Raw genomic sequence first — 19,616 nt, forward strand, 5'->3', positions numbered from 1 at the left:
AAGCGAGGCGTCCGAAATCAACCGGTTTCAGATGAAACCTTCACTTGGATTAGCGGCTCGTCACAATGAACGTATCATAGGTGTCAGGCAGTTCGCGAAAGTATTCTCGAACGATGTTGGCGTATTCTGATTTGTCGAAATGACGCATAGCGATGATCGCGTCGAGCCTGGCCTCAAAGCCCGGATTTCGCCAAATGCCCCCTTCGATTTCCAGCAACTCGCTTGGACCTTCCAGTATTCGAGCTACAGCGTTTTCGGCCGCACCTTTGGACAATTTCATCCACCCCGAACCAAATTGGTCGAAATAGCAATCTGCGTCGTCGAAACGCACGCTTCTTGGCTTTGACTGATCTGGCTTTGCCATCGGACTAGCTGACCGCCGCCATCATCTGCGCGCACAGGATCGCGCCATAAGTACCGAGCGCATAACCCAGCACAGCGAGCAGCACGCCGACAGGGGCAAGGGCCGGATGGAAGGCGGCCGCCACCACCGGCGCGCTCGCTGCCCCGCCGACATTGGCCTTGCTGCCGACCGCGACGAAGAAGAACGGCGCCTTGATGATCTTGGCGACTACCAGCAGCAGGACGATATGGAACAGCATCCAGATCGCGCCGATGGCCATGAAGGCGGGGGCGTCCATGATCTTTGTCACGTCCATGCGCGTGCCGATGATGGCCACCAGCAGGAAGATGAAGAGCACGCCGAACTTGCTCGCGCCGACGCCCTCCAATTCTCGCGCGCGGGTGAAGCTGGCGGCGAGGCCGGCGGTGGTGGAGATGACGACCACCCAGAAGAACTCGCTCGCGAGCGTCGCGTCCTCGCCCTGCATGCTGGCAAACCAGCCTCCGATCCATCCGCCGAGCAGGTGCGACGCGCCGACGACGGCCATGGTCGCGCCGAACAGCAGCACATAGTCATTGGCCTTGGCCACGCGCTCGATCCGTTCGGAGTAATCCGCCATGCTGTCGCGCAGCCGGGCGATGGAGGAACTGTCCGCGCCCAGCCAGCGGTCGACCCGCTCGGTCGCTCCGGCGCCGTAGAGCAGGAAGATCATCCATATCTCCGCGACGATGATGTCGACCGCGAGCAGGGCAGCAAATCCTTCCAGCGGATAGCCATAGACTTCCAGCATGGCAGTCTGGTTCGCACCGCCGCCGATCCAGCTGCCCGCTAGCGTGGCTAGCCCACGCCAGGCCGCAGTGTCGCCCGATCCGATCACCGAAGGCTCGAACTGCGCGACGATCCATAGCGCCAGCGGACCGCCGAGGATGATCCCGACCGTGGCGGTCAGGAACATGATGATCGCCTTGTTGCCGAGGCCGAGAATTCCCTTGATGTCGATGCTGAGCGTCATCAGGAACAGCGCGGCGGGCAGGAAATAATCCTTCGCCACCGGCCACAGCTGACTCTCGCTCGTGTCGATCAGCCCGGTCGTCACGAATAGCGACGGGACGAGGTAGCAGACGAGAATGATCGGCACGAAGACGTAGAACCGCTGCCAGCCCGGCCGGTCGCGCGTCGCAAAAACGAAGGCGAGCAATGCGCCCAGCAGGCCAAGGATGATGCGATCGTCGCTGATCATGATGCGTCTGGTGTCCCGTCTGTTATCTTGCTCGCCTGCCTAGCGTCTTCTTTCTGCGCACGCCAAGGTGTTGGTCCTCAGGCTCCACATCGCTACGAGGAACGCGTTTCTCGCGTTGACCAAACCTCTACGCTGCGGCAAATGCCGCCGTCCGGCGCGCGGGTGTAGCTCAATGGTAGAGCAGCAGCTTCCCAAGCTGACGACGAGGGTTCGATTCCCTTCACCCGCTCCACTTAGAATTTGCCCGTATCGAAGAATGCGCTGATCCGCTCGCGCGGTTCTGCCACGTCCAGGCCTTTCGCTTCGAGCCAGCCGTCATCGAAGATCGTGTCGGCGTAGCGCACGCCGTCGTCGCACAGGATCGAGACGATCGAGCCTGCCTCGCCTCGCGCAGCCATTTCTGCGGCAATCATCGCGCAGACCCATACATTCGTGCCGGTCGATCCGCCGCAGCGGCGGCCAAGCCGCTCGCTGACTTCATGCGCGGCGGCGATTGAGCAGGCGTCGGGCACCGCTTCCATCCGGTCGACCACGTCAGGCAGGAAGCTCGGCTCGACCCGCTGACGCCCGATCCCCTCGATGCAGCCGGAGGGGTGCTCTAGGCGAGTGACCGACCGGTCGGCCCAGTGGCGGTGGAAGACCGAGCCTTCGGGATCGGCGACGCAAACTTTCGTATCGTGCCTGTTATATCGGGCGAAGCGGCCGATGGTGGCCGATGTTCCACCGGTCCCCGCCCCGCACACGATCCAGCGCGGCACCGGATGCGGTTCGCGCGCCATCTGTGCGAAGATCGATTCGGCGATGTTGTTGTTCGCTCGCCAGTCGGTCGCGCGCTCGGCGAACGTGAACTGGTCGATATAGTGGCCACCGAGATCGTCGGCGAGCGCTTGGGCGGCGGCATACATCTCACCCGGCGCATCGACGAAATGACACTCGCCGCTATAAAATTGGATGGCGTCGATCTTCGGCTTTGCAGTCGAGCGCGGAACCACCGCGATGAAGCGGAGGCCAAGCATCTGAGCGAAATACGCTTCGGAAACCGCAGTCGATCCGCTCGACGCTTCGATCACCGGTGTGCCTTCGCAGATCCAGCCATTGCACAGGCCATAGAGGAACAGCGACCGCGCCAATCGGTGCTTGAGGCTGCCGGTCGGGTGGCTGGACTCGTCCTTCAGATAGATCGCGATGTCGGGCAGTGCGGGGACGGGCAGGGGAATGAGATGCGTGTCGGCCGAGCGCGTAAAGTCGGCCTCGATCCGCCCGATGGCCCAGTTCACCCATTCGCGTTCGCTTACTCGCTGTCGCCCTATCACTTGGGCGGCATCCGGATCGCCCCGTCCAGCCGGAACTGGTGGCCGTTGATGTAGCTGTTGCGCGCGATCTCGAGGATAAGCGAGGCGAATTCCTCGGGATGGCCGAGCCGCTTGGGGAAGGGGACGCTGGCGTTGAGTTGGTCCCACATCTGCGGATTGCGGTCTTTCATGCCGAGCATCAGTGGGGTCGCGAATATGCCGGGCATCACCGAATTCACGCGGATGCCGATGTCCATCAGGTCGCGCGCCATCGGCAGGACGAGGCCGTTCACCCCGGCCTTGCAGCTGCCGTAGATCACCTGGCCGATCTGCCCGTCCTGCGCCGCCACGCTGGCGGTCAGCGTGACGCAGCCGCGCTCTCCATCCTCGTTCAGCGGGTCGCAGTTCGCCATGCCGAGCGCGGACAGGCTGGCAATGCGATAGGAAGATACGAGGATGCCCTCGGCCCCGAAAGCATAATCCTCGGTCGCAAGCCGCTTGTAGCGCCCGTTTTCCTTGTCCCAGCCGAGCGTCTTGCCGCGCCGACTGGTCATCGCGCAATGGACCGTCACGCGTTCCTGCCCGTGCGCTTCGCGTGCTGCTGCGAAGCCGTCGACCACGGACTGCTCATCGGTGATATCGACCCGCGCAAACGTGCCGCCGATGGCCTCGGCATGTGCCTTGCCGCCATCCTCGTCGATGTCGAAGATCGTCACCTTGAGGCCCGCATCCGCCAGTGCCTGCGCGCTGGCCTTTCCGAGGCCCGACGCCCCACCCGTGACGACTGCTGCCATGCCTGCCTTGAGTTCCATCGCCCGCTCCTCACCCTTTGCCTGAAAATCTGACGTGCTATCGCACGGGTGCACGGCAAAGCCAAAGGGGCGATCGCAAATGACATCCTTCCTGTTCGCAATGGTGGCGAGCTTCCTCGCCGCGACGGGTTCGCGCGACCAGCTGCTCGTCGCGCATCTGCGTGAGCGGCTGGGCGCGTCGTACGCGCTGTTGCTGCTGGCCGTGGCGACAGCCATCGCCACTGCATTCATCGCCGCGTGGTTCGGGAGCACCCTTGCCGGGCAGCTATCAAGCGACGCGGCAACCATGTTCGTCGCGATTGCCATGCTGCTGGCGGCGGTCGAGTGCGCCTGGCCGATCCGCGCTCGCCAGCCGCAGGAACCCACCCGCTCGCTCGGCGCTATCGGGATCGTGCTGTTCCTGAGGCAGCTGACGGACGCCTCGCGTTTCCTAATCGCTGCCTTCGCCGCTGCACTCGCGTCGCCGATGCTGGCGGCGAGCGGCGGCGCCATCGGGGGTTCGGCAGCAGTTGGACTTGGCTGGTTCCTGGGCGAGAAGCTGCAGCATCTGCCACTACGGGCCATCCGCGTGAGTCTCGCCGCGTTGCTGCTCCTGCTCGCAATCTGGCTCGGCCTAACGGCGCGCGGATTGATCGGTTAGATCGATTACTATCTCAGCGAAGGTTGGAGAAACCGATTGATAGGTTATCCGTTGCACACGTGTAATCCAAAGACAAAAGGGAAATTCACATGGCCGAACTCGGCGACAACGCAAAAGTCGGACTCGTTACAGCGCTCAACGGCGCGCTGGCGGACACGATGGCGCTCTATTTCAAGACGAAGAACTTCCACTGGCACGTTGCAGGACCGCGCTTCCGCGACCTCCACGTCCTGTTCGACGAACAGGCAGCCCAGCTGATCGGCACCGTCGACGATCTTGGCGAGCGCGTGCGCAAGAACGACGAATACACGCTGACCTCGATCGGAATGGTGCAGTCCGAGACTCGCATCAAAGACCAGGACGACGTCACCTTGACCGCCGATGCGATGGTCGCGGAACTCCGCGACGATAACCGCCTGCTGCACAAGCGCCTCGGCGAAGTTAAGGAAGCCGCCGAAGAGGTCGGCGACAATGCGACAAGCGGTATCGTCGACGATTGGATCGACCAGTGCGAGGAGCGGATCTGGTTCCTCAATCAGACATCGAAATAAACGAAAAGCCATTCGCGCCACGGTTTCGGCCGCCTTCACCCTTGGGTGCGGGCGGCCTTCGTGTATCAGAGGGCATGGCTGACATTACATTGATCGAAAATGCGGACGATGCGGCGATTGCCGCTTGGTTCGCGCGCGAAATCGGCACGCGGATGAAGCAGAGCGAAGGGCCGGTTACCATCACCGTCCCCGGCGGCTCGACGCCCTTTCCCATCATGGAAAAACTGCTCGAAGAGGATCTGGACTGGTCACGTCTCGTCGTGTGGCCCGGCGACGACCGGATAGTGCCGGAAGATCACGAGGCGTCCAATACCGGCAAGCTGCGTGCCCTGTTCGAGCTTGCGGGGGCCGAGGTCGTCACGCTGACGATAATGGAGGCCGTACCGCATTTCGATCTCGCCTGGCTGGGCATGGGCGCTGATGGCCACATTGCCTCGCTTTTTCCCAATACCGACCCGCAACCAGACGATCCGCGACCGATCCTGCGTCTGACGCCCGATCCGCTTCCGCCGGAAGCCCCCTTCGACCGCATCAGTCTGACCATGCCCTCGCTGCTTGCCAGCGACGCGCTTGTCTTCGTCATGCGCGGGGAGGAGAAGCGCACGGTGTTCGATGCGGCGGCGGCGGGCAAGAACGATTTGCCGATTGCGCGGCTGCTCGGCGCAGCTAAGCAACAGGTGACATGCTTCGTCTGATCCCCGCACCGCTGTTTCGCCAGGCTCTCCGTGTCGCGCACAAGGCGCGGCATCACTGGCGCAAGTGGCGCGGCGTGACGCCGCACGGGGTCTGCGTGATCGCTCGCGACCTGGAAGGGCAGGTGCTGCTCGTGCGGCATAGTTACGGGCCGCCGGGCTGGTACATCCCTGGCGGCGGGCTCAAGCGAGGCGAGGATCCCGAAGATGCCGCGCGGCGCGAATTGCGCGAGGAAACCGGCTGCGAGATCGATGGGCTCAAGCCGCTCGGCGAAGTGCATGAAACGCTGTCGGGCGCCCCGCATGTGGCGCATGTCTTCACCGGCGTGGTCGACGACATGCCCAAGCCGGACGGCCGCGAAGTAGTGGAAGCGCGCTTTTTCCCGACCCATTCGCTGCCCGAACCCCTTGCACCAAGCGCACGGCGGCGGCTGGAGGTCTACACCAAGCGCCGTAGCTAAAGTAGGCTGAGCTGGGCGTCCGGGCGCGGCTTCTCGGCCTCGCCATTCCTTTCCAGCTTCGACAGCGTCAGGCCCATCAGGCGGATCGGCATGGGTAGGGGCAGGACCTCTTCCAGCAGTGCGCGGCCGATACCGGCAAAGGTTTCCCGGTCGGTGATCGGCGTATCCACGGTCTTTGCCCGGCTGAAGATCGTGAAGTCGTTGTATTTCATCTTGAGCGTCACCGTGCGACCCTTCGCTTCGGCCCGCTCGATATAGCCCCAGACGATATCGATGATCTCCTCCATCGTCTCGCGCAACTCGCTGCCGGAGGAGAGATCGCGGCTGAAGGTACGTTCTCCGCCGACCGATTTGCGCGTCCGGCTGGAGCGTACGGGCCTGAGGTCGATGCCGCGGGCCGCGCGGTAGAGATAATCGGCGAAGCTGCCGAAATGCGCGCGCAGCCATTCGATGTCCTTGGCCGCGAGATCGCCGCCGGTTTCGATACCGAGCCGCGCCATTTTCTCCGCGCCCTTGGGGCCGACGCCATGGAAACGCCGGATCGGCAGCGTGCTGACGAACTCCGCACCCTCGCCGGGGCGGATCACGCACAGCCCGTCGGGCTTGTTCTGATCGCTGGCGATCTTGGCAAGGAACTTGTTGTAGCTCACGCCCGCACTGGCGGTGAGGCGTGTCTTGGCGCGGATTTCCTGCCGGATGAGCTCCGCAATGCGGGTGGCGCTGCCGATGCCGAGCTTGTCTTCGGTGACATCGAGATAGGCCTCATCCAGGCTCAGCGGCTCGACGAGGTCGGTGTGGTGGCGGAAGATCGCGCGGATCTGCTGGCTGACTTCGCGATAGGCGTCGAAGCGGCTCTTCACGAAGATCAGGTCGGGGCATTTCCGCTTGGCCGTCACCGAAGGCATGGCGCTGCGCACGCCGAACTTGCGCGCTTCGTAGCTCGCTGCTGCGACGACCCCGCGCCCGCTCGATCCGCCCACGGCGACCGGTTTGCCGCGAAGCTCCGGATTGTCGCGCTGTTCGACGCTGGCGAAAAACGCGTCCATATCGACATGGATGATCTTGCGCAGGCCGTCGGCCTCGCCTGCCTCCTCGTCATCCGTGCGTTTTTCGCCATCGCTCATGCAGGAATAGATAGGGCAGTGGGTTGCAAAGCGGAACCTTGTGAGCCACCTGCCATTTTGTGCAGATGCGAAACGATCAGCTAGCTTCAGGCGAACGCCCTTCGGCCGTGGCGGCGACGCGCCCGCGCATCGGCGAGCGCGAGCTGATCTGGATGATGGCGCTGCTCATGGCACTCAATGCCTTCGGGATCGACGCGATCCTGCCCGCGCTGGACGCGCTGGCGGGCGATCTGGGGGCGCAGGGTAACGACCGGCAGTTCGTGGTCGGCGCCTATCTGCTCGCTGCCGGGATCGGAACGCTGGTGCCGGGTGCTTTTGCAGATCGGTATGGGCGCAGGCCCGTGCTCTTCACCGGCCTTTTCTTCTACATCGTTCTGTCGGTCGCCTGCGCGCTGGCGACGACTTTCGACATGCTCGTGGGCCTTCGAGCGGCGCAAGGCTTCTTCGCCGCCGGCATCATCGCCCTGCCGCCCGCAATCATCCGCGACCGCGTGGGCGGCGACAAGATGGCGCGCATGATGAGCCTGATCTTCGTGATCTTCCTGCTCGTGCCCGCCGTCGCGCCCAGCATCGGGCAGGCCGTGCTGCTGGCATTCGGCGACTGGCGCTGGATTTTCGCGGCTATGGCGGTCGCAGGCTGCGTGATGAGCCTGTGGGTCTATGTCCGCCTGCCGGAAACGCTGCATGAGGACGACAAGCAGGAGATCCGCATTCCGGTGATCGCGCGCAACATGCGAAAGGCCGTCACCTTGCGCGAGACGATCGGCTACACGCTCGGCAGCGCGCTGGTTTTCGGCGGGCTGTTCGGCTTCATCAATTCCAGCCAGCAGCTGATCGGCGAGGCCTTCGGCGCGGGCGACCGCTTCCCGCTGATCTTCGCCATCTGCGCGGGCTGCATGGCGATCGCGAACTGGTCGAACAGCCGCATCGTAGAGCGGTATGGCGCGCGGCGCGTGAGCCATGTGGCGCTGTTCGCCTTCATCGCGGTGGCCGCAGCCCAGCTCTATTTTGCAAATCAGCCGGACGAAAGCCTGTGGACCTTCGTGCCGCTGATGGCCGCCAACATGAGCCTGCTCGGCTTCATCGGGGCGAATTTCGGCAGCATCGCGCTGCAACCCTTCAAGCACATCGCCGGCGCGGCCAGTTCGGCGCAGGGCTTCCTGCGCATGACCAGCGGCGCGTTGCTGGGCGCGTTCATCGGTTATGCGTATGACGGCACGGCCCGCCCGCTCGCGCTGGCGCTGCTGTGTACCGCGGTGCTGAGTTTGGTGTTCGTCCTGTTCAGTGAACGCGGCGCTCTGTTCGGTCCGCCGGAACCGGAGACGGACTAAAACTCCGACCGAAGCCTGCGCCAGGCGAGATCCGCGAATTCGCACAGCAAGGGCCGGGTGTCGCGCGGGTCGATGATGTCCTCGACATTGAAGCGCTCGGCGCTGCGGAAGGGTGAGGTGACCTTGTCCAACCGTTCGCGGATCGCCGCAAGTTCTGCCTCCGGATCCTCGGCGGCTTCGAGGTCGGACTTGTAGGCGACCTCCAGCCCGCCTGCGATCGGCAGGCTGCCCCAGTCGCCGCTCGGCCAGCAGAAGCGGTATTGATAGGTTTCGGCATTGCTCATCGCGCTGCCGGCGATGCCATAGGCGCGGCGCAGCACCACGCTGGCGAGCGGGACGCTGGCCTTGTAGACCGCGTTCATCGCCTGAACGCCGTAGCGGATCGTGCCCGCCATTTCCGCCTCGCGCCCGATCATGAAGCCGGGGTTGTCGACCAGATGGACGATCGGCAGGCGGAACCGGTCGGCGAGCTTCACGAAACGCTCGACCTTCTCGCTGGTCTTGGCGTCCCAGCTGCCGCCGAGATAGCTCGGATCGCTGGCGAGCACCATGACCGGCCATCCGTCGAGCCGGGCCAGCGCAGTGATGCAGGCGCGGCCCCACATCTTGCCGATCTCGAATACGGTACCCTGATCGAACACCATCTCCAGGCACCGGCGCATGGAATAGACCTGCTTGCCCGCGCGCGGGACGAGGGAGAGCAGCGCTTCCTCGCGCCTATCGGCCGGGTCGCGGCATTCGGTGCGGCGGGCGAGTTGGCCGACATGTTCGGGCATGAAGCTGAGGAAATGGCGCGCGCGGGCGAAGGCCTCGGCCTCGCTGGCGACTTCGTCGTCGACCACGCCATTGCGCGTGTGGATGCCGCTGCCGCCGAGGTCTTCCTTGGCCTGCTGGTGATCGTCCGAGCCCTTGTAGCTTTCGCCGAGGCCATCGACCACGGCGGGTCCGGCAGCAAAGATCTGGCTGAGGCCTTTGACCATGATCGAATAATGGCTGGCGACGATCCGTGCTGCGCCCAGCCCTGCCGTGGGCCCGAGCGCCAGCGCGACGACCGGCACGGTGTCGAGGTTTTTGACCACGTCCGACCAGCCGGGCACGGCGGGAATATAGGTCGCACCGATCTGCTCGAGCGTCTTCACCGACCCGCCGCCGCCGGTGCCGTCGATCATGCGGATGATGGGCAGCTTGAGCTCGTGCGCCATCTTCTCGGCCTGCACCATCTTGCGGCTGATCCCGGCATCCGCCGCGCCGCCGCGAATGGTGAAATCGTCCGCCGTGGCGACCACCGGGCGGCCGTTGATGGTGGCCTTGCCGAACAGGAAAGGGGCGGGGAGAACGGACTCGAGATTGCCGTCCTCGTCATAGGAACCCTTGCCCGCGATCTTGCCGATCTCGCGGAAGGAGCCGTCGTCAACTAGCGCAGCCAAACGCGCGCGCGCATCCATCTTGCCGCGGCCGTGCTGGCGCGCGACCTTGTCCGCGCCGCCCATCTGCTCGGCGAGGGCTTCGCGCTGGCGCAGTTCTTTGAGTTCTTTTTCCCAGCTCACCATTCTCTCCCCACACGTCATTGCGAGGAGCCGCAGGCGACGCGGCAATCCAGAACACATCGGGACTGGATTGCTTCGCTACGCTCGCAATGACTGAGATGCTTGTGAAGCCCTATTTTTCCGCAGGCTCCACCAGGCACAGCACCGCTTCGACCTGCACCTGCCCGCCTTCGCTGGCGGAGAGTTCGGTGACGGTCCCGTCGAACGGCGCGGTGAGCGCGTGTTCCATCTTCATCGCCTCGAGCACCATCAGCCGCTGGCCCGCCGTGACCGCATCGCCCTCGGCCACATCGACCGCGATGACCTTGCCCGGCATGGGGGCGAGGATTGCGCCGTCGGCGGCGGAGGCTGCTCCTCCTGTTCGCGGGGGATGGGGATAGAACGTGTAGTCGAAACCGCGATCAGTAACGATGATCCCTTCATCTAAACTAGGATAGGTGTTCGGACAGGGCCGCCCACCCTTAGTCGTTGCTGCGAAGGTTTCGCTGCCGCACCAAAGCGTTACGGTGTTCTCGCTTGGTTTGTTCAATCGAAAGCCGAAAAGCTCGTCGAGGATCGGGTCATATCCACCCCAACCGAACCTATCACCCTTGTATCGCCTTGCGGCTGTGTCTGCGACACTCTTGTCCGGCACTTTTTGCGAGATAAGCTTGTCACCGGCGGCACCAATCAAACCAGTGTCGAGCTTGGCATCGGCGAAGTCGCTATTGTCGAGACACTCGAACAGGAAGCCCTTGTTGGTTTTCACGGGTCCGACGAAACTATGATTCAATGACCGCTTGAGTGTTTCGATAGCCTGATCGCGGTCATCTTCATGGACCACCACCTTTGCAATCATCGGGTCGTAAAACGGAGTAACGGAGTCGCCCTCCTCCACCCCAGTCTCGATACGGGCCCAGCGATCATCAAGAAGCAAGGATTCCAACCGCCCCGTGCTCGGCAGAAATCCCGTCGCCGGGTCTTCGGCATAAAGGCGGGCCTCGATAGCCCAGCCCTCAATACTTAGCTCGTTCTGCTTCAGCGGGATCGGCTCACCGCTCGCCACCCGCAGCTGCCACTCCACGAGGTCCACGCCGGTGATCTCCTCGGTCACCGGGTGCTCGACCTGCAGGCGAGTGTTCATTTCCATGAAGAAGATGCGGTCGGCGCGCAGGCCTTCGCTGGCGTCGGCGATGAATTCGATCGTGCCTGCGCCCTCGTAATCGACCGCTTTGGCCGCGCGCACGGCGGCGGCGCAGATTTCCTCGCGCGTCGCCTCGTCCATGCCGGGGGCGGGGGCTTCCTCGATCACCTTCTGGTGGCGGCGCTGGAGCGAACAGTCGCGCTCGAACAGGTGGACGACGTTGCCATGGCTATCGCCGAACACCTGCACCTCGATATGGCGGGGCGAGGTAATCCATTTTTCGAGGATCACGTCGTCATTGCCGAAGCTCGCCTTGGCCTCGCGCCGACAGCTTTCGAGCGAGGTCAGGAAGTCCTCGGCCGCATCGACCTTGCGCATGCCTTTGCCACCGCCGCCGGCGACCGCCTTGATCAGCACGGGATAGCCGATCGCGTCGGCCTCCTGCTTCAGGCGCTCCGCCGACTGGTCGTCGCCGTCATAGCCGGGAGTGACGGGCACGCCCGCCTCGCGCATCAGCTTCTTGGCGGCGTCCTTCAGGCCCATGGCGCGGATCGAGGACGGCGGCGCGCCGACCCAGATCAGCCCGGCATCCATCACCGCCTGCGCGAAGTCCGCGTTCTCCGACAGGAAGCCGTATCCCGGATGGATCGCCTCCGCCCCGGTCTGTTTGGCCGCAGCGATGATCTTTTCGCCGACGAGATAGCTCTCCGCCGCGGGTGAGGGTCCGATATGCACCGCCTCGTCGGCCTGCCGGACATGAAGCGCCTTGGCATCGGCATCCGAATAGACCGCCACCGTGGCGATCCCCATGGCGCGCGCAGTGCGGATGATGCGGCAGGCGATCTCGCCGCGATTGGCGATGAGGAGCTTTGAAATCATGGATGTGCGCTAGCCGTAGCGTCGCGCCCGTTCAAGCTACCACCCAGCGACGGGGCGGAAATCGTGGCGGCTCCACAGGATCGGCTCGCGCGGCTGGGTGGGGCGGTTCCACAGGGCCTCGAAGAAAGCGCTCGCGACGTGCCAGCTCTTTTCGAGCCCGCTCACTCGCGTGCGCCTGTCCCAGGCCAGCTGCCCGCGGTTCAGCACCTTGCGCCCGATCGCGCCGTAGATATTGGCCGCAGCCAGCACCGCCCAGCGCTGCCGGAAGCGCAGCTTCTTCGCGCCGAGCTTGGACGCTTCCTCGTGCTTCTCCATCAGCGCGATCAGGCGCGGCATCAGGCTGGCGAGGCGGAAGCGGTTTTCCGGCAGGGCATGTTCGCCCGCTTCCCAGCCCATCTCGTCGAGCCAAGTCTTCGGCAGATAACAACGCCCGGCATCGGCATCCTCGACGATGTCGCGCGCGATATTGGCGATCTGGAAAGCAAGGCCGAGGTCGCAGGCGCGGTCCAGTGTCTCGCCGTCGTCCTTGCTGACGCCCATGATCACCGCCATCATGATCCCGACCGATCCGGCGACGTGATAGCAATAGCGCATCATGTCTGCCTCGGTCGCCGGCTGCCAGCGCGTGGCATCGAGCGCGAAGCCGCCGATCATGTCGTTGGCCATGTCCCAGGTGAGGCCGGTTTCGTCGGCCACCATGCCGAAGGAATCGAAAGCGAAATCGGCAGTCGGCTGCTCGTCCAGCGCGCGTTTGGTCAGCACGCGGATCGCCTGCACTCGGTCTTCGGCGCTCTTCAAGTCGCCCTGATCGCCCAGAGGGCCGCCCTTGTCCTGATTGTCGGCAATATCGTCGCAGCGGCGGCACCAGGTGTAGAGCAGCCAGCTGCGCTCGCGCGTGTCGCGGTCGAACAGCTTGCTGGCGGCGGCGAAGCTCTGCGAGCCTTCCTCGATCGCTTCCTTGGCGCGCGCGATGAGATTGCGCCGGTCGCGTCCGCCACCGGCGCGCGTCGGTGTCGCGCGAATCTTGCTGGTCGTCAGTGGGCGGGGCGTGCTCAGAGGTCGTCTGCCTTCATCTGGAAGATCGGCGTATGCGCCTCGTAGCTTGCCATTTTCTTTAACAGCCCGCCGAGATTGTCGTCGGCGATCAGGATGTTCTGGTGAGCGGGGCGCACGAAGCCGACCTCGGCCATCCGGCGATTGAAGGCGATGAGGTCGTCATAGAAGCCGAAGGCATTGAGCAGGCCGACCGGCTTCTGGTGATAGCCGAGCTGCGCCCAGCTCATTGCTTCCCACAACTCATCCATCGTGCCGACCCCGCCGGGAATGGTGACGAAACCGTCCGAGAGATCGGTGAAGCGCTGCTTGCGTTCGTGCATGCCGCCGACCGTGTAGAGTTCGGTGCAATCGTGGTTGGCGACTTCGGAATTGGCGAGCGCCTCGGGGATCACGCCAATTACCTCGCCATCCGCCTCCAGCGCGCCGCGCGCGACCGCGCCCATCAGGCCGAGCCGCCCGCCGCCATAGACGACGCCGATGCCGCGCTCCGCCAGCCCTGCGCCGATATCGTAGGCGAGCTGGATATAGCGCGGATCTTCGGGCGAGGCCGAACCGCAATAGACAGCGAGACGATTCACTCGACCAGATCCTCGACCATCAAGCCCGCCGTCGCCTTGGCGCTGCCGACCACGCCGGGGATGCCTGCGCCCGGATGCGTGCCCGCGCCGACGAGGTAGAAGTTGTCGATCACGTCGTCGCGGTTGTGGCCGCGGAAGAAGGCGCTCTGGGTCAGCACGGGTTCCAGGCTGAACGCACTGCCCATATGGGCGTTGAGATCGCTGGCGAAATCCTTCGGCGCATAGTGGAACTTGGTCTTGATGCGCGAATGGATGTCGGGGATCAGGCGGCGCTCGATCTCGTCGAGGATGCGTTTCTCGAGGATCGGGCCCATCTCGTCCCAGTCGACCGCCAGCTTGCCCATGTGGGCGACCGGAACCAGCGCGTAGAAGGTGCTCATGCCCTCGGGCGCCATCGATGGATCGCTGACGCTGGGGTGGTGCAGGTAGATCGAGAAATCCTCCGGCAGCACGCCGTGATCGTAAATGTCCTCCAGCAGGCCCTTATAGCGCGGGCCGAACAGGATCATGTGGTGCGGGATGCCGGGCCAAGTGCCCTCGATCCCGAAGTGAACCACGAACAGGCTGGGGCTGAATTTCTTGCGCGCCAACTTTCCGGCATAGGACTTGCCGCGTTTGGAATCCGACAGCAGATTGCGATAGCTGTGGACGATGTCCGCATTGCTGGCCACGGCATCGAAGCGCTCGCGCCAACCGGACGCGGTTTCGACCTCGGTCGCCTTCGTCCCAAGCGTATGCACTTGCACCACCGGATCGCCGACGCGCATCGTGCCGCCGATGCGTTCGAAATGACGGATCATTCCTGCGACCAGCCGGTTGGTGCCGCCCTTGGCCCACCAGACCCCGCCGTCTTTCTCCAGCTTGTGGATCAGCGCGTAGATGCTGCTGGTCTTCATCGGGTTTCCGCCGACCAGCAGCGTGTGGAAACTCAGCGCCTCGCGAAGCTTCTCGTTCTCGACATAGCTCGACACCATCGAATAGACGCTGCGCCAGGCCTGCTGCTTCGCAAGGGCAGGGGCAGCCTTTAGCATCGACTTGAAGTCGAGGAAGGGCTTGTGCCCCAGCTTGACGTAGCCTTCCTGATAGACGGCCTCCGAATAATCGAGGAAGCGCTGGTATCCGGCGACGTCCGACGGGTTGAGCTGCGCTATTTCGGCAAACAGCTGCTCTTCGTCGTTGGAATAGTCGAAATTCGTGCCGTCGGGCCAGTTCAGCCGGTAGAACGGCATGACCGGCATGATCTCGACGTCTTGCACCATGTCGTGCCCCGTCAGCGCCCATAGCTCGCGCAGGCAATCGGGATCGGTGATGACGGTCGGGCCGGCATCGAAGGTGAAGCCCTCCTTCTCCCAGTAATACGCACGGCCACCAGGTTTGTCGCGACCCTCGATCACGGTCGTCTGTATACCGGCGGACTGCAGGCGAATGGCAAGGGCGAGTCCGCCGAAGCCGGAACCGACGACGCAGGCCGTCTTCCCGGTCGCAGGCACACCCGCAACGGTGGTTTCACCGGTGGCGGTGGGCGGTGTGTTCGTTTCGGCGTTCATCAGGATCCCTTTTGGACCAGCGGAGCGCCCTTGCCAAGCAAGGCGCCGATTGCCGCCGGTATGGGTATCGGCGGCTTGCCGATCAATACGCGTGCCTTGTCTGCCAGAGTGGAGTGGCCCGCATAGAAACGCTCCACGAGTGGCTCCGGCAATCGATAGAAATGCGCGAATATGCGGAAGCGTTCCTCCGGCTGCGCACCCTGGAACAGCATACGGCCGAGGGCCCGATAGAAGCTGGTTGCGCGCCAGTGATCGCGGGCGCGTTTGTCGATCAATGCCGCGAGCTGCTCGCCGGGCAGGGTAGCCTCGCGGGCAATTGCCAATGCGTTGTCGACTGCGAAGGGCAAGGTATAGCTGGTCAAGGGGTGCACGAAGCCGCCGCGTGCGCCGGCGCGGACGATGCCGGGCGGCCCGATGTCGCGCCGATAGGCGGCAAAATCGCCTCCGGTAATGACCGGCAGGACCCCGGTTTCGCCGCCGACGATCTCTCCCTCCCAACCGTGCTCGCGGCAATAGTCGTCGATCCTGCGTGAAAGGGCGCTGCGATCAAGAACCGGGCTGTCGGCATAGTAGGTATCCTCGACGAAGAGATCCTGCGCGCCCAGCGGGAGAGTGTAGACGAAGCGATAGGCGCTGTGCTGGCGAACACGGGCGTCCATCACGATCGGGCGCTGCATCCCGTGCGCGGCGGGCAGTTTGATATGGCGACCCATGAAAACCTGCCATCCGCCGCGCAGATGCGGCGAGGGTGCGGCATTGCGGCAATCAATGACAACGCGCGCCGGAACATGCTCGCCGCTTTCCAGCAACACGCCATCAGGCGCCATGTCAGCCACCGGGCTGAGCAGGCGCATCGATTCCTGCGGCAGTTCGCGCCGCAGATTGGAATCGAAATCCCGGCTCGCGATGGAGTGATAGGTCGATGTGAGCGTCCGGGCGATGTCGGGGAAATAGACCTCGTATCCCCGATCCCATTCGACCTGGCGGCAGTTTGCCAGCAAAGCCTTGCCGGCGGCGTCGAGATCGCTGTCGAACCAGCTCCAGCGGTGATTTCCGCCGAACACATCGCCGCTCTCGAACAGGGCGAGGCGCATTTCCGGATGGACGCGATGTACGGCGAGCGCGATCAGCCCGCCGGCGAGCCCCCCGCCCACTATTGCCATATCGATCATGCGCCCGTCCATCGGTTGCAGGGCTTAGGCAGTTCGCGCTCCGGCGGCAATGCGGCTATCCGTTATGCGACAGTGGAACGCGATGCGCGCCAAGCCGTTTGAGGCGAAAGACGAAGTGAGGGTATCCATGAACAAACTAGCCATCGCCGCCGCACTCGGCGCAGCATTTTCCGCATCCGTTGCCAGCGCACAGGACCAGGGGGAGCCGGGCGTTGCCGCAAGTGCTCCGGAAGAAAATGCAGTCGAGGCAACCGTATTCGATGGCGATTTTGTCAGCGTCGGTGTCGGCGTCGCTTACGGGCCGAGCTATTCCGGCTCGGACGACTACACCGCCTTCGTCTTGCCGATCGTACAGGGCTCGTTAGGCGGAGTGGACATCAACCCGCGGCCCGCGGGCATCGCGCTCGATTTCGTCCCCGATGCCGATGAAGGCGTGTCGTTCTCGGCGGGGCCGATGATCAAGCTCAATCGCGACCGGGTCGATATCGACGACATCAAGGACGAAGTCGTCGCCCGCTATGGCGAGCTGGACACGGCGATCGAAGTCGGCCCGAGCGTCGGCGTATCCTTTCCCGGCGTGCTCAACCCTTACGACAGTGTAAGCGTCAATCTCGACGCAGTGTGGGATATCAACGGTGCCCATAGCGGTCGCACGATCAGCCCGAGCCTAACTTATTTCACGCCTCTCAGCCGCGGTATCGCTGCCTCACTTTCGGTGAGTGCGAACCATATCGACGATGACTACGCAGATTATTACTACTCGGTCGCGCCGCTCAATACGCTGGTTCCCGATCCGGACGCCCTGCCGCTCTTTCAGGCGGAGGGCGGTTTCGAAAGTATCGGGACCAATGTGCTCCTGGCCTTCGACCTCAACGGCGATGTGACCGATGGCGGCCTCGCCCTGATCGGGCTGGCGAGCTACTCGCGGCTGCTCGGCGATGCGAAGAACAGCCCGTTCACCAGCATTCGCGGAAGCGCCGACCAGTTCATGGTCGCAGCAGGGATCGGCTACACTTTCTGAGGTTTCTCAACCCGACAAAATCAAAGGGCGGCCCGAGAGCCGCCCTTTTTCATATCAGCCTTCGTCTTCGGCTATCTCCAGCGTCGGTCGCGGACTGGGCATTTCCGCGTCGCGATCGCCGGTCTTCAGATAGGTATCGAACCAGCGCATCATCCGCAGGTTGTAGTCGTAGCGCGCGGCGGCCTTCTGGTTGCCGTGTCCCTCGCCCGGATAGAGCACGAGGCGTACCGGCACATCGGGCTTGCGCACTTTCATCGAACGATAGAGCTCGTAGCTCTGGCTGGGCGAGACGCGCGTGTCTTCCTCGCCGTGTAAAATCAGCAGGGGCGTGTTGGCCTTGTCGACATGGTAGATCGGGCTGACTTCAAGCATCCCCTGCCAATCGTCCCACGGCCATTTGCCGGAATGCACGTTGTACATCTCGTACGGGATGTCGGTCGTGCCGAACTTGCTGATCTGGTTGGAAATGCCGACGAACATCACACCGGCGGCAAATTCGTCCGACAAGGCAGTCGATGACCATGCCGTAGCATAGCCGCCATACGATCCGCCGGTTACCCCGACGCGGTCGGCATCGGCAATCCCGGCCTCTACCAGCGCGCGCTTGGCATCGACGAGATCGGTGAATTCGGGATCGGTGTAATTCCCGGTGTGCTGCTTGGAAAAGGCCGTGCCGTAACCGGTGGAGCCGCGATAGTTCGGCAGGAATACGGCATACCCCTGTCCGGCAGCAACCTGGCCCGGGCCACTGTAGCTTGTATTCCAGCCATCGGATTCGTGGGCTTCCGGTCCGCCGTGCACGTCGAGGATCAGCGGGGCGCCGCCGCGCGGAACGCCGCCGACAGGCTCGATCAATACGCCTTCTACCTGCTGGCCGTCACGCGCCGTGAAGGTCATCGTGCGCTGGTTGCCGAAGTCGATTTCCGAGAGCCAGGGGTTGTGCGTCGTCCAGCGCTGGAAAGCGCCGTTGGACCAGACGAACAATTCGGTCGGGTGCCGCGCGCTGCTGGCTTCGACTGCGATCGTGCCGCCGCCCGTCTCGAGGCTTGAGAGCAGCAGGTCGCCGCCCTCATGTTCTTCGGCAACGCTGCCATCGGCATTGTACATGCGCAGCGCGCTCTCCGCGCCCTTGTGGATCACTGCGGCCAGGCGACCGTCGGCGAGCCATGCCGCATCGACGGCGGCCTCCGGCGCGCCTGCATTGAGCGCGCGATACTGGCCGCTGGCAAGATCGACGAGGTGGAGCGTCGTATCCGCAGGGTCGTTCATATCGACGCCGGCGATCATCGATAGCTGCCGACCATCGGGCGACACCTCGATGTCTCCCAGCTTACCTGGCGTTTCAATCACGCGCAGGACCCGGCCGTTCGTCAGATCGAGCACATGAGCGCGCTTGGATGTATAGGCATCGTCGATCTGCGGCGTCGGCGCGCTGTCGACCACCGCCGTGCGGCCATTGGGCGCGACGCGGAAGGCGCTTACATAACCGGGAATTGTAACGGCGCGCGGATCGGCGTCCACTTCCCCGCCGACATTTGCGGCGAACAGACGGTTGAGACGGGCTTCTTCCTCATAGACGATGGCGTTGAAGCCGGCCTTGGCTTCCTTTTCGCGAGCAGTGTCTTCTTCGGCACCGGCCAGTAGCCATATGCGCGAGCCATCCGGGGCCCAGGCGTAGGCGCGGACATCCGCGCCATCGACCGCGGCGAGCTTGCGCTGCGCGCCGCCATCGACCGGAATGCCCCAGACCGCGCGGTCCTCGTCCTCATCGGCCCAGACGAAGCTGACCATCCGCCCGTCGGGCGAGAACGCTATCGACGAGGCGCTGATGTCATCGGGCAGGAATTCGCGGGCATTGTTCGGGCCGTACGCCATGCTGAGCCGGAGGCTGGTCGAACCGTTGTCCTCGCCCTCGGTCACGTCGGGCAGGCTGGCGGTGGTGTATGCCACACGGCTGCCATCGGGGGAGACGGCGATCGTACCCACGCTTTCCAGCTTGGCGACGTCTTCCGGCGTCATCGGCCGGGCCTGCGCCTGCGCAGCAAGCGATGCGGTGGCCAGAAGGGTTGCAGCAGTAGTCGCGGCGCGAAGGATCATCGAAATTCCTCTCTCGAAAAGAACGGTTGGGCGCTTCATAGCGACCATCGCGCGAAGGGCAAATGATGCGCGAGTGCGCCATGCCGTTCGTCGAGCATGGGGCGACGGTC

At 63.9% G+C, this 19,616-nt stretch carries 18 protein-coding genes and 1 tRNA gene; 7 read left to right on the plus strand and 12 right to left on the minus strand.

What is annotated here, in order from left to right; all coding sequences use genetic code 11:
- Nucleotides 1-49: 49 nt before the first annotated feature.
- Nucleotides 50-331, minus strand: a complete 282-nt coding sequence (locus Q9K02_RS03960) for a hypothetical protein (protein WP_305931722.1) — start codon at nucleotides 329-331, stop codon at nucleotides 50-52.
- A 37-nt stretch (nucleotides 332-368) separates the two neighbouring features.
- Nucleotides 369-1,583 (minus strand): DUF819 family protein, encoded by a 1,215-nt coding sequence (locus Q9K02_RS03965; protein WP_305931723.1) that lies wholly within the window; start codon nucleotides 1,581-1,583, stop codon nucleotides 369-371.
- Between the two features lie 158 nt (nucleotides 1,584-1,741).
- Here Q9K02_RS03965 and Q9K02_RS03970 point away from each other — a divergent pair.
- Nucleotides 1,742-1,815 (plus strand) — tRNA-Gly (locus tag Q9K02_RS03970).
- Between the two features lies 1 nt (nucleotide 1,816).
- On the opposite strand, the gene Q9K02_RS03975 is transcribed toward Q9K02_RS03970, so the two are convergent.
- Together Q9K02_RS03975 and Q9K02_RS03980 are read right to left on the minus strand one after the other, a co-directional pair.
- Nucleotides 1,817-2,860: a PLP-dependent cysteine synthase family protein gene (locus tag Q9K02_RS03975; protein WP_305931724.1), complete on the minus strand. Its 1,044-nt coding sequence runs from the start codon at nucleotides 2,858-2,860 to the stop codon at nucleotides 1,817-1,819.
- A 32-nt stretch (nucleotides 2,861-2,892) separates the two neighbouring features.
- Nucleotides 2,893-3,687, minus strand: a complete 795-nt coding sequence (locus Q9K02_RS03980) for an SDR family oxidoreductase (RefSeq protein ID WP_305931725.1) — start codon at nucleotides 3,685-3,687, stop codon at nucleotides 2,893-2,895.
- 79 nt (nucleotides 3,688-3,766) lie between these two features.
- Here Q9K02_RS03980 and Q9K02_RS03985 point away from each other — a divergent pair, with 79 nt between their 5' ends.
- The 4 genes from Q9K02_RS03985 to Q9K02_RS04000 all read left to right on the plus strand — a co-directional run bounded on the left by Q9K02_RS03985 (nucleotide 3,767) and on the right by Q9K02_RS04000 (nucleotide 6,031).
- Nucleotides 3,767-4,327, plus strand: coding sequence for a TMEM165/GDT1 family protein (locus Q9K02_RS03985; protein WP_305931726.1), 561 nt, complete (start codon nucleotides 3,767-3,769; stop codon nucleotides 4,325-4,327).
- An 89-nt stretch (nucleotides 4,328-4,416) separates the two neighbouring features.
- Nucleotides 4,417-4,878, plus strand: coding sequence for a Dps family protein (locus tag Q9K02_RS03990; RefSeq protein WP_278327616.1), 462 nt, complete (start codon nucleotides 4,417-4,419; stop codon nucleotides 4,876-4,878).
- A 74-nt stretch (nucleotides 4,879-4,952) separates the two neighbouring features.
- Entirely contained in the window at nucleotides 4,953-5,573 is a 621-nt protein-coding gene (locus Q9K02_RS03995) for a 6-phosphogluconolactonase (protein WP_305931727.1), read from the plus strand.
- On the plus strand, nucleotides 5,561-6,031 hold the full coding sequence (locus Q9K02_RS04000) for an NUDIX domain-containing protein (protein WP_305931728.1): 471 nt from the start codon (nucleotides 5,561-5,563) through the stop codon (nucleotides 6,029-6,031). Before Q9K02_RS03995 ends, Q9K02_RS04000 begins: the two co-directional genes overlap by 13 nt.
- Here Q9K02_RS04000 and dinB read toward each other — a convergent pair.
- Nucleotides 6,028-7,155: a DNA polymerase IV gene (gene dinB, locus Q9K02_RS04005; RefSeq protein WP_305931729.1), complete on the minus strand. Its 1,128-nt coding sequence runs from the start codon at nucleotides 7,153-7,155 to the stop codon at nucleotides 6,028-6,030. The two genes, Q9K02_RS04000 and dinB, sit on opposite strands and share 4 nt — an antisense overlap.
- A 65-nt stretch (nucleotides 7,156-7,220) precedes the next feature.
- On the opposite strand from dinB, the gene Q9K02_RS04010 reads away from it, so the two are divergent.
- On the plus strand, nucleotides 7,221-8,486 hold the full coding sequence (locus Q9K02_RS04010) for a multidrug effflux MFS transporter (RefSeq protein ID WP_305933439.1): 1,266 nt from the start codon (nucleotides 7,221-7,223) through the stop codon (nucleotides 8,484-8,486).
- On the opposite strand, the gene Q9K02_RS04015 is transcribed toward Q9K02_RS04010, so the two are convergent.
- The 6 genes from Q9K02_RS04015 to crtY form a co-directional block, all read right to left on the minus strand.
- Nucleotides 8,483-10,033: an acyl-CoA carboxylase subunit beta gene (locus tag Q9K02_RS04015; protein ID WP_305931730.1), complete on the minus strand. Its 1,551-nt coding sequence runs from the start codon at nucleotides 10,031-10,033 to the stop codon at nucleotides 8,483-8,485. The two genes, Q9K02_RS04010 and Q9K02_RS04015, sit on opposite strands and share 4 nt — an antisense overlap.
- 112 nt (nucleotides 10,034-10,145) lie before the next feature.
- Nucleotides 10,146-12,035, minus strand: coding sequence for an acetyl/propionyl/methylcrotonyl-CoA carboxylase subunit alpha (locus tag Q9K02_RS04020; protein ID WP_305931731.1), 1,890 nt, complete (start codon nucleotides 12,033-12,035; stop codon nucleotides 10,146-10,148).
- Nucleotides 12,036-12,071: 36 nt separating this feature from the next.
- The gene (locus tag Q9K02_RS04025) at nucleotides 12,072-13,091 is read right to left on the minus strand and encodes a phytoene/squalene synthase family protein (RefSeq protein ID WP_422785442.1); all 1,020 of its coding nucleotides are present in this window, start codon (nucleotides 13,089-13,091) and stop codon (nucleotides 12,072-12,074) included.
- The gene (locus Q9K02_RS04030; protein WP_305931732.1) at nucleotides 13,088-13,669 is read right to left on the minus strand and encodes an LOG family protein; all 582 of its coding nucleotides are present in this window, start codon (nucleotides 13,667-13,669) and stop codon (nucleotides 13,088-13,090) included. The genes Q9K02_RS04025 and Q9K02_RS04030 overlap by 4 nt, the downstream gene beginning before the upstream one ends.
- A complete protein-coding gene (locus tag Q9K02_RS04035) occupies nucleotides 13,666-15,216 on the minus strand; it encodes a phytoene desaturase (protein WP_305931733.1) in 1,551 nt (516 codons plus the stop codon). Before Q9K02_RS04035 ends, Q9K02_RS04030 begins: the two co-directional genes overlap by 4 nt.
- Nucleotides 15,216-16,388: a lycopene beta-cyclase CrtY gene (gene crtY / locus Q9K02_RS04040; RefSeq protein ID WP_305931734.1), complete on the minus strand. Its 1,173-nt coding sequence runs from the start codon at nucleotides 16,386-16,388 to the stop codon at nucleotides 15,216-15,218. The genes Q9K02_RS04035 and crtY overlap by 1 nt, the downstream gene beginning before the upstream one ends.
- A 127-nt stretch (nucleotides 16,389-16,515) precedes the next feature.
- On the opposite strand from crtY, the gene Q9K02_RS04045 reads away from it, so the two are divergent.
- Complete coding sequence (locus tag Q9K02_RS04045; RefSeq protein WP_305931735.1) at nucleotides 16,516-17,409, plus strand: MipA/OmpV family protein; 894 nt, start codon at nucleotides 16,516-16,518, stop codon at nucleotides 17,407-17,409.
- A 54-nt stretch (nucleotides 17,410-17,463) separates the two neighbouring features.
- On the opposite strand, the gene Q9K02_RS04050 is transcribed toward Q9K02_RS04045, so the two are convergent.
- Nucleotides 17,464-19,506, minus strand: coding sequence for a S9 family peptidase (locus Q9K02_RS04050; RefSeq protein WP_305931736.1), 2,043 nt, complete (start codon nucleotides 19,504-19,506; stop codon nucleotides 17,464-17,466).
- Between the last annotated feature and the right edge of the window lie 110 nt (nucleotides 19,507-19,616).

Origin of the sequence: Qipengyuania profundimaris (assembly GCF_030717945.1) — a bacterium.
Lineage (GTDB): Bacteria > Pseudomonadota > Alphaproteobacteria > Sphingomonadales > Sphingomonadaceae > Qipengyuania > Qipengyuania profundimaris.

What these genes read in the sequence shown, in the direction of transcription:
- Q9K02_RS04035 (WP_305931733.1), bottom strand. Translation starts at nt 15,216, where the DNA reads ATGAACGCCGAAACGAACACACCGCCCACCGCCACCGGTGAAACCACC.
- Q9K02_RS04045 (WP_305931735.1), top strand. Translation starts at nt 16,516, where the DNA reads ATGAACAAACTAGCCATCGCCGCCGCACTCGGCGCAGCATTTTCCGCA.
- crtY (WP_305931734.1), bottom strand. Translation starts at nt 16,388, where the DNA reads ATGATCGATATGGCAATAGTGGGCGGGGGGCTCGCCGGCGGGCTGATC.
- Q9K02_RS04010 (WP_305933439.1), top strand. Translation starts at nt 7,221, where the DNA reads ATGCGAAACGATCAGCTAGCTTCAGGCGAACGCCCTTCGGCCGTGGCG.
- Q9K02_RS03995 (WP_305931727.1), top strand. Translation starts at nt 4,953, where the DNA reads ATGGCTGACATTACATTGATCGAAAATGCGGACGATGCGGCGATTGCC.
- Q9K02_RS04050 (WP_305931736.1), bottom strand. Translation starts at nt 19,506, where the DNA reads ATGATCCTTCGCGCCGCGACTACTGCTGCAACCCTTCTGGCCACCGCA.
- dinB (WP_305931729.1), bottom strand. Translation starts at nt 7,155, where the DNA reads ATGAGCGATGGCGAAAAACGCACGGATGACGAGGAGGCAGGCGAGGCC.
- Q9K02_RS03980 (WP_305931725.1), bottom strand. Translation starts at nt 3,687, where the DNA reads ATGGAACTCAAGGCAGGCATGGCAGCAGTCGTCACGGGTGGGGCGTCG.
- Q9K02_RS03990 (WP_278327616.1), top strand. Translation starts at nt 4,417, where the DNA reads ATGGCCGAACTCGGCGACAACGCAAAAGTCGGACTCGTTACAGCGCTC.
- Q9K02_RS04000 (WP_305931728.1), top strand. Translation starts at nt 5,561, where the DNA reads ATGCTTCGTCTGATCCCCGCACCGCTGTTTCGCCAGGCTCTCCGTGTC.
- Q9K02_RS03965 (WP_305931723.1), bottom strand. Translation starts at nt 1,583, where the DNA reads ATGATCAGCGACGATCGCATCATCCTTGGCCTGCTGGGCGCATTGCTC.
- Q9K02_RS03985 (WP_305931726.1), top strand. Translation starts at nt 3,767, where the DNA reads ATGACATCCTTCCTGTTCGCAATGGTGGCGAGCTTCCTCGCCGCGACG.
- Q9K02_RS04020 (WP_305931731.1), bottom strand. Translation starts at nt 12,035, where the DNA reads ATGATTTCAAAGCTCCTCATCGCCAATCGCGGCGAGATCGCCTGCCGC.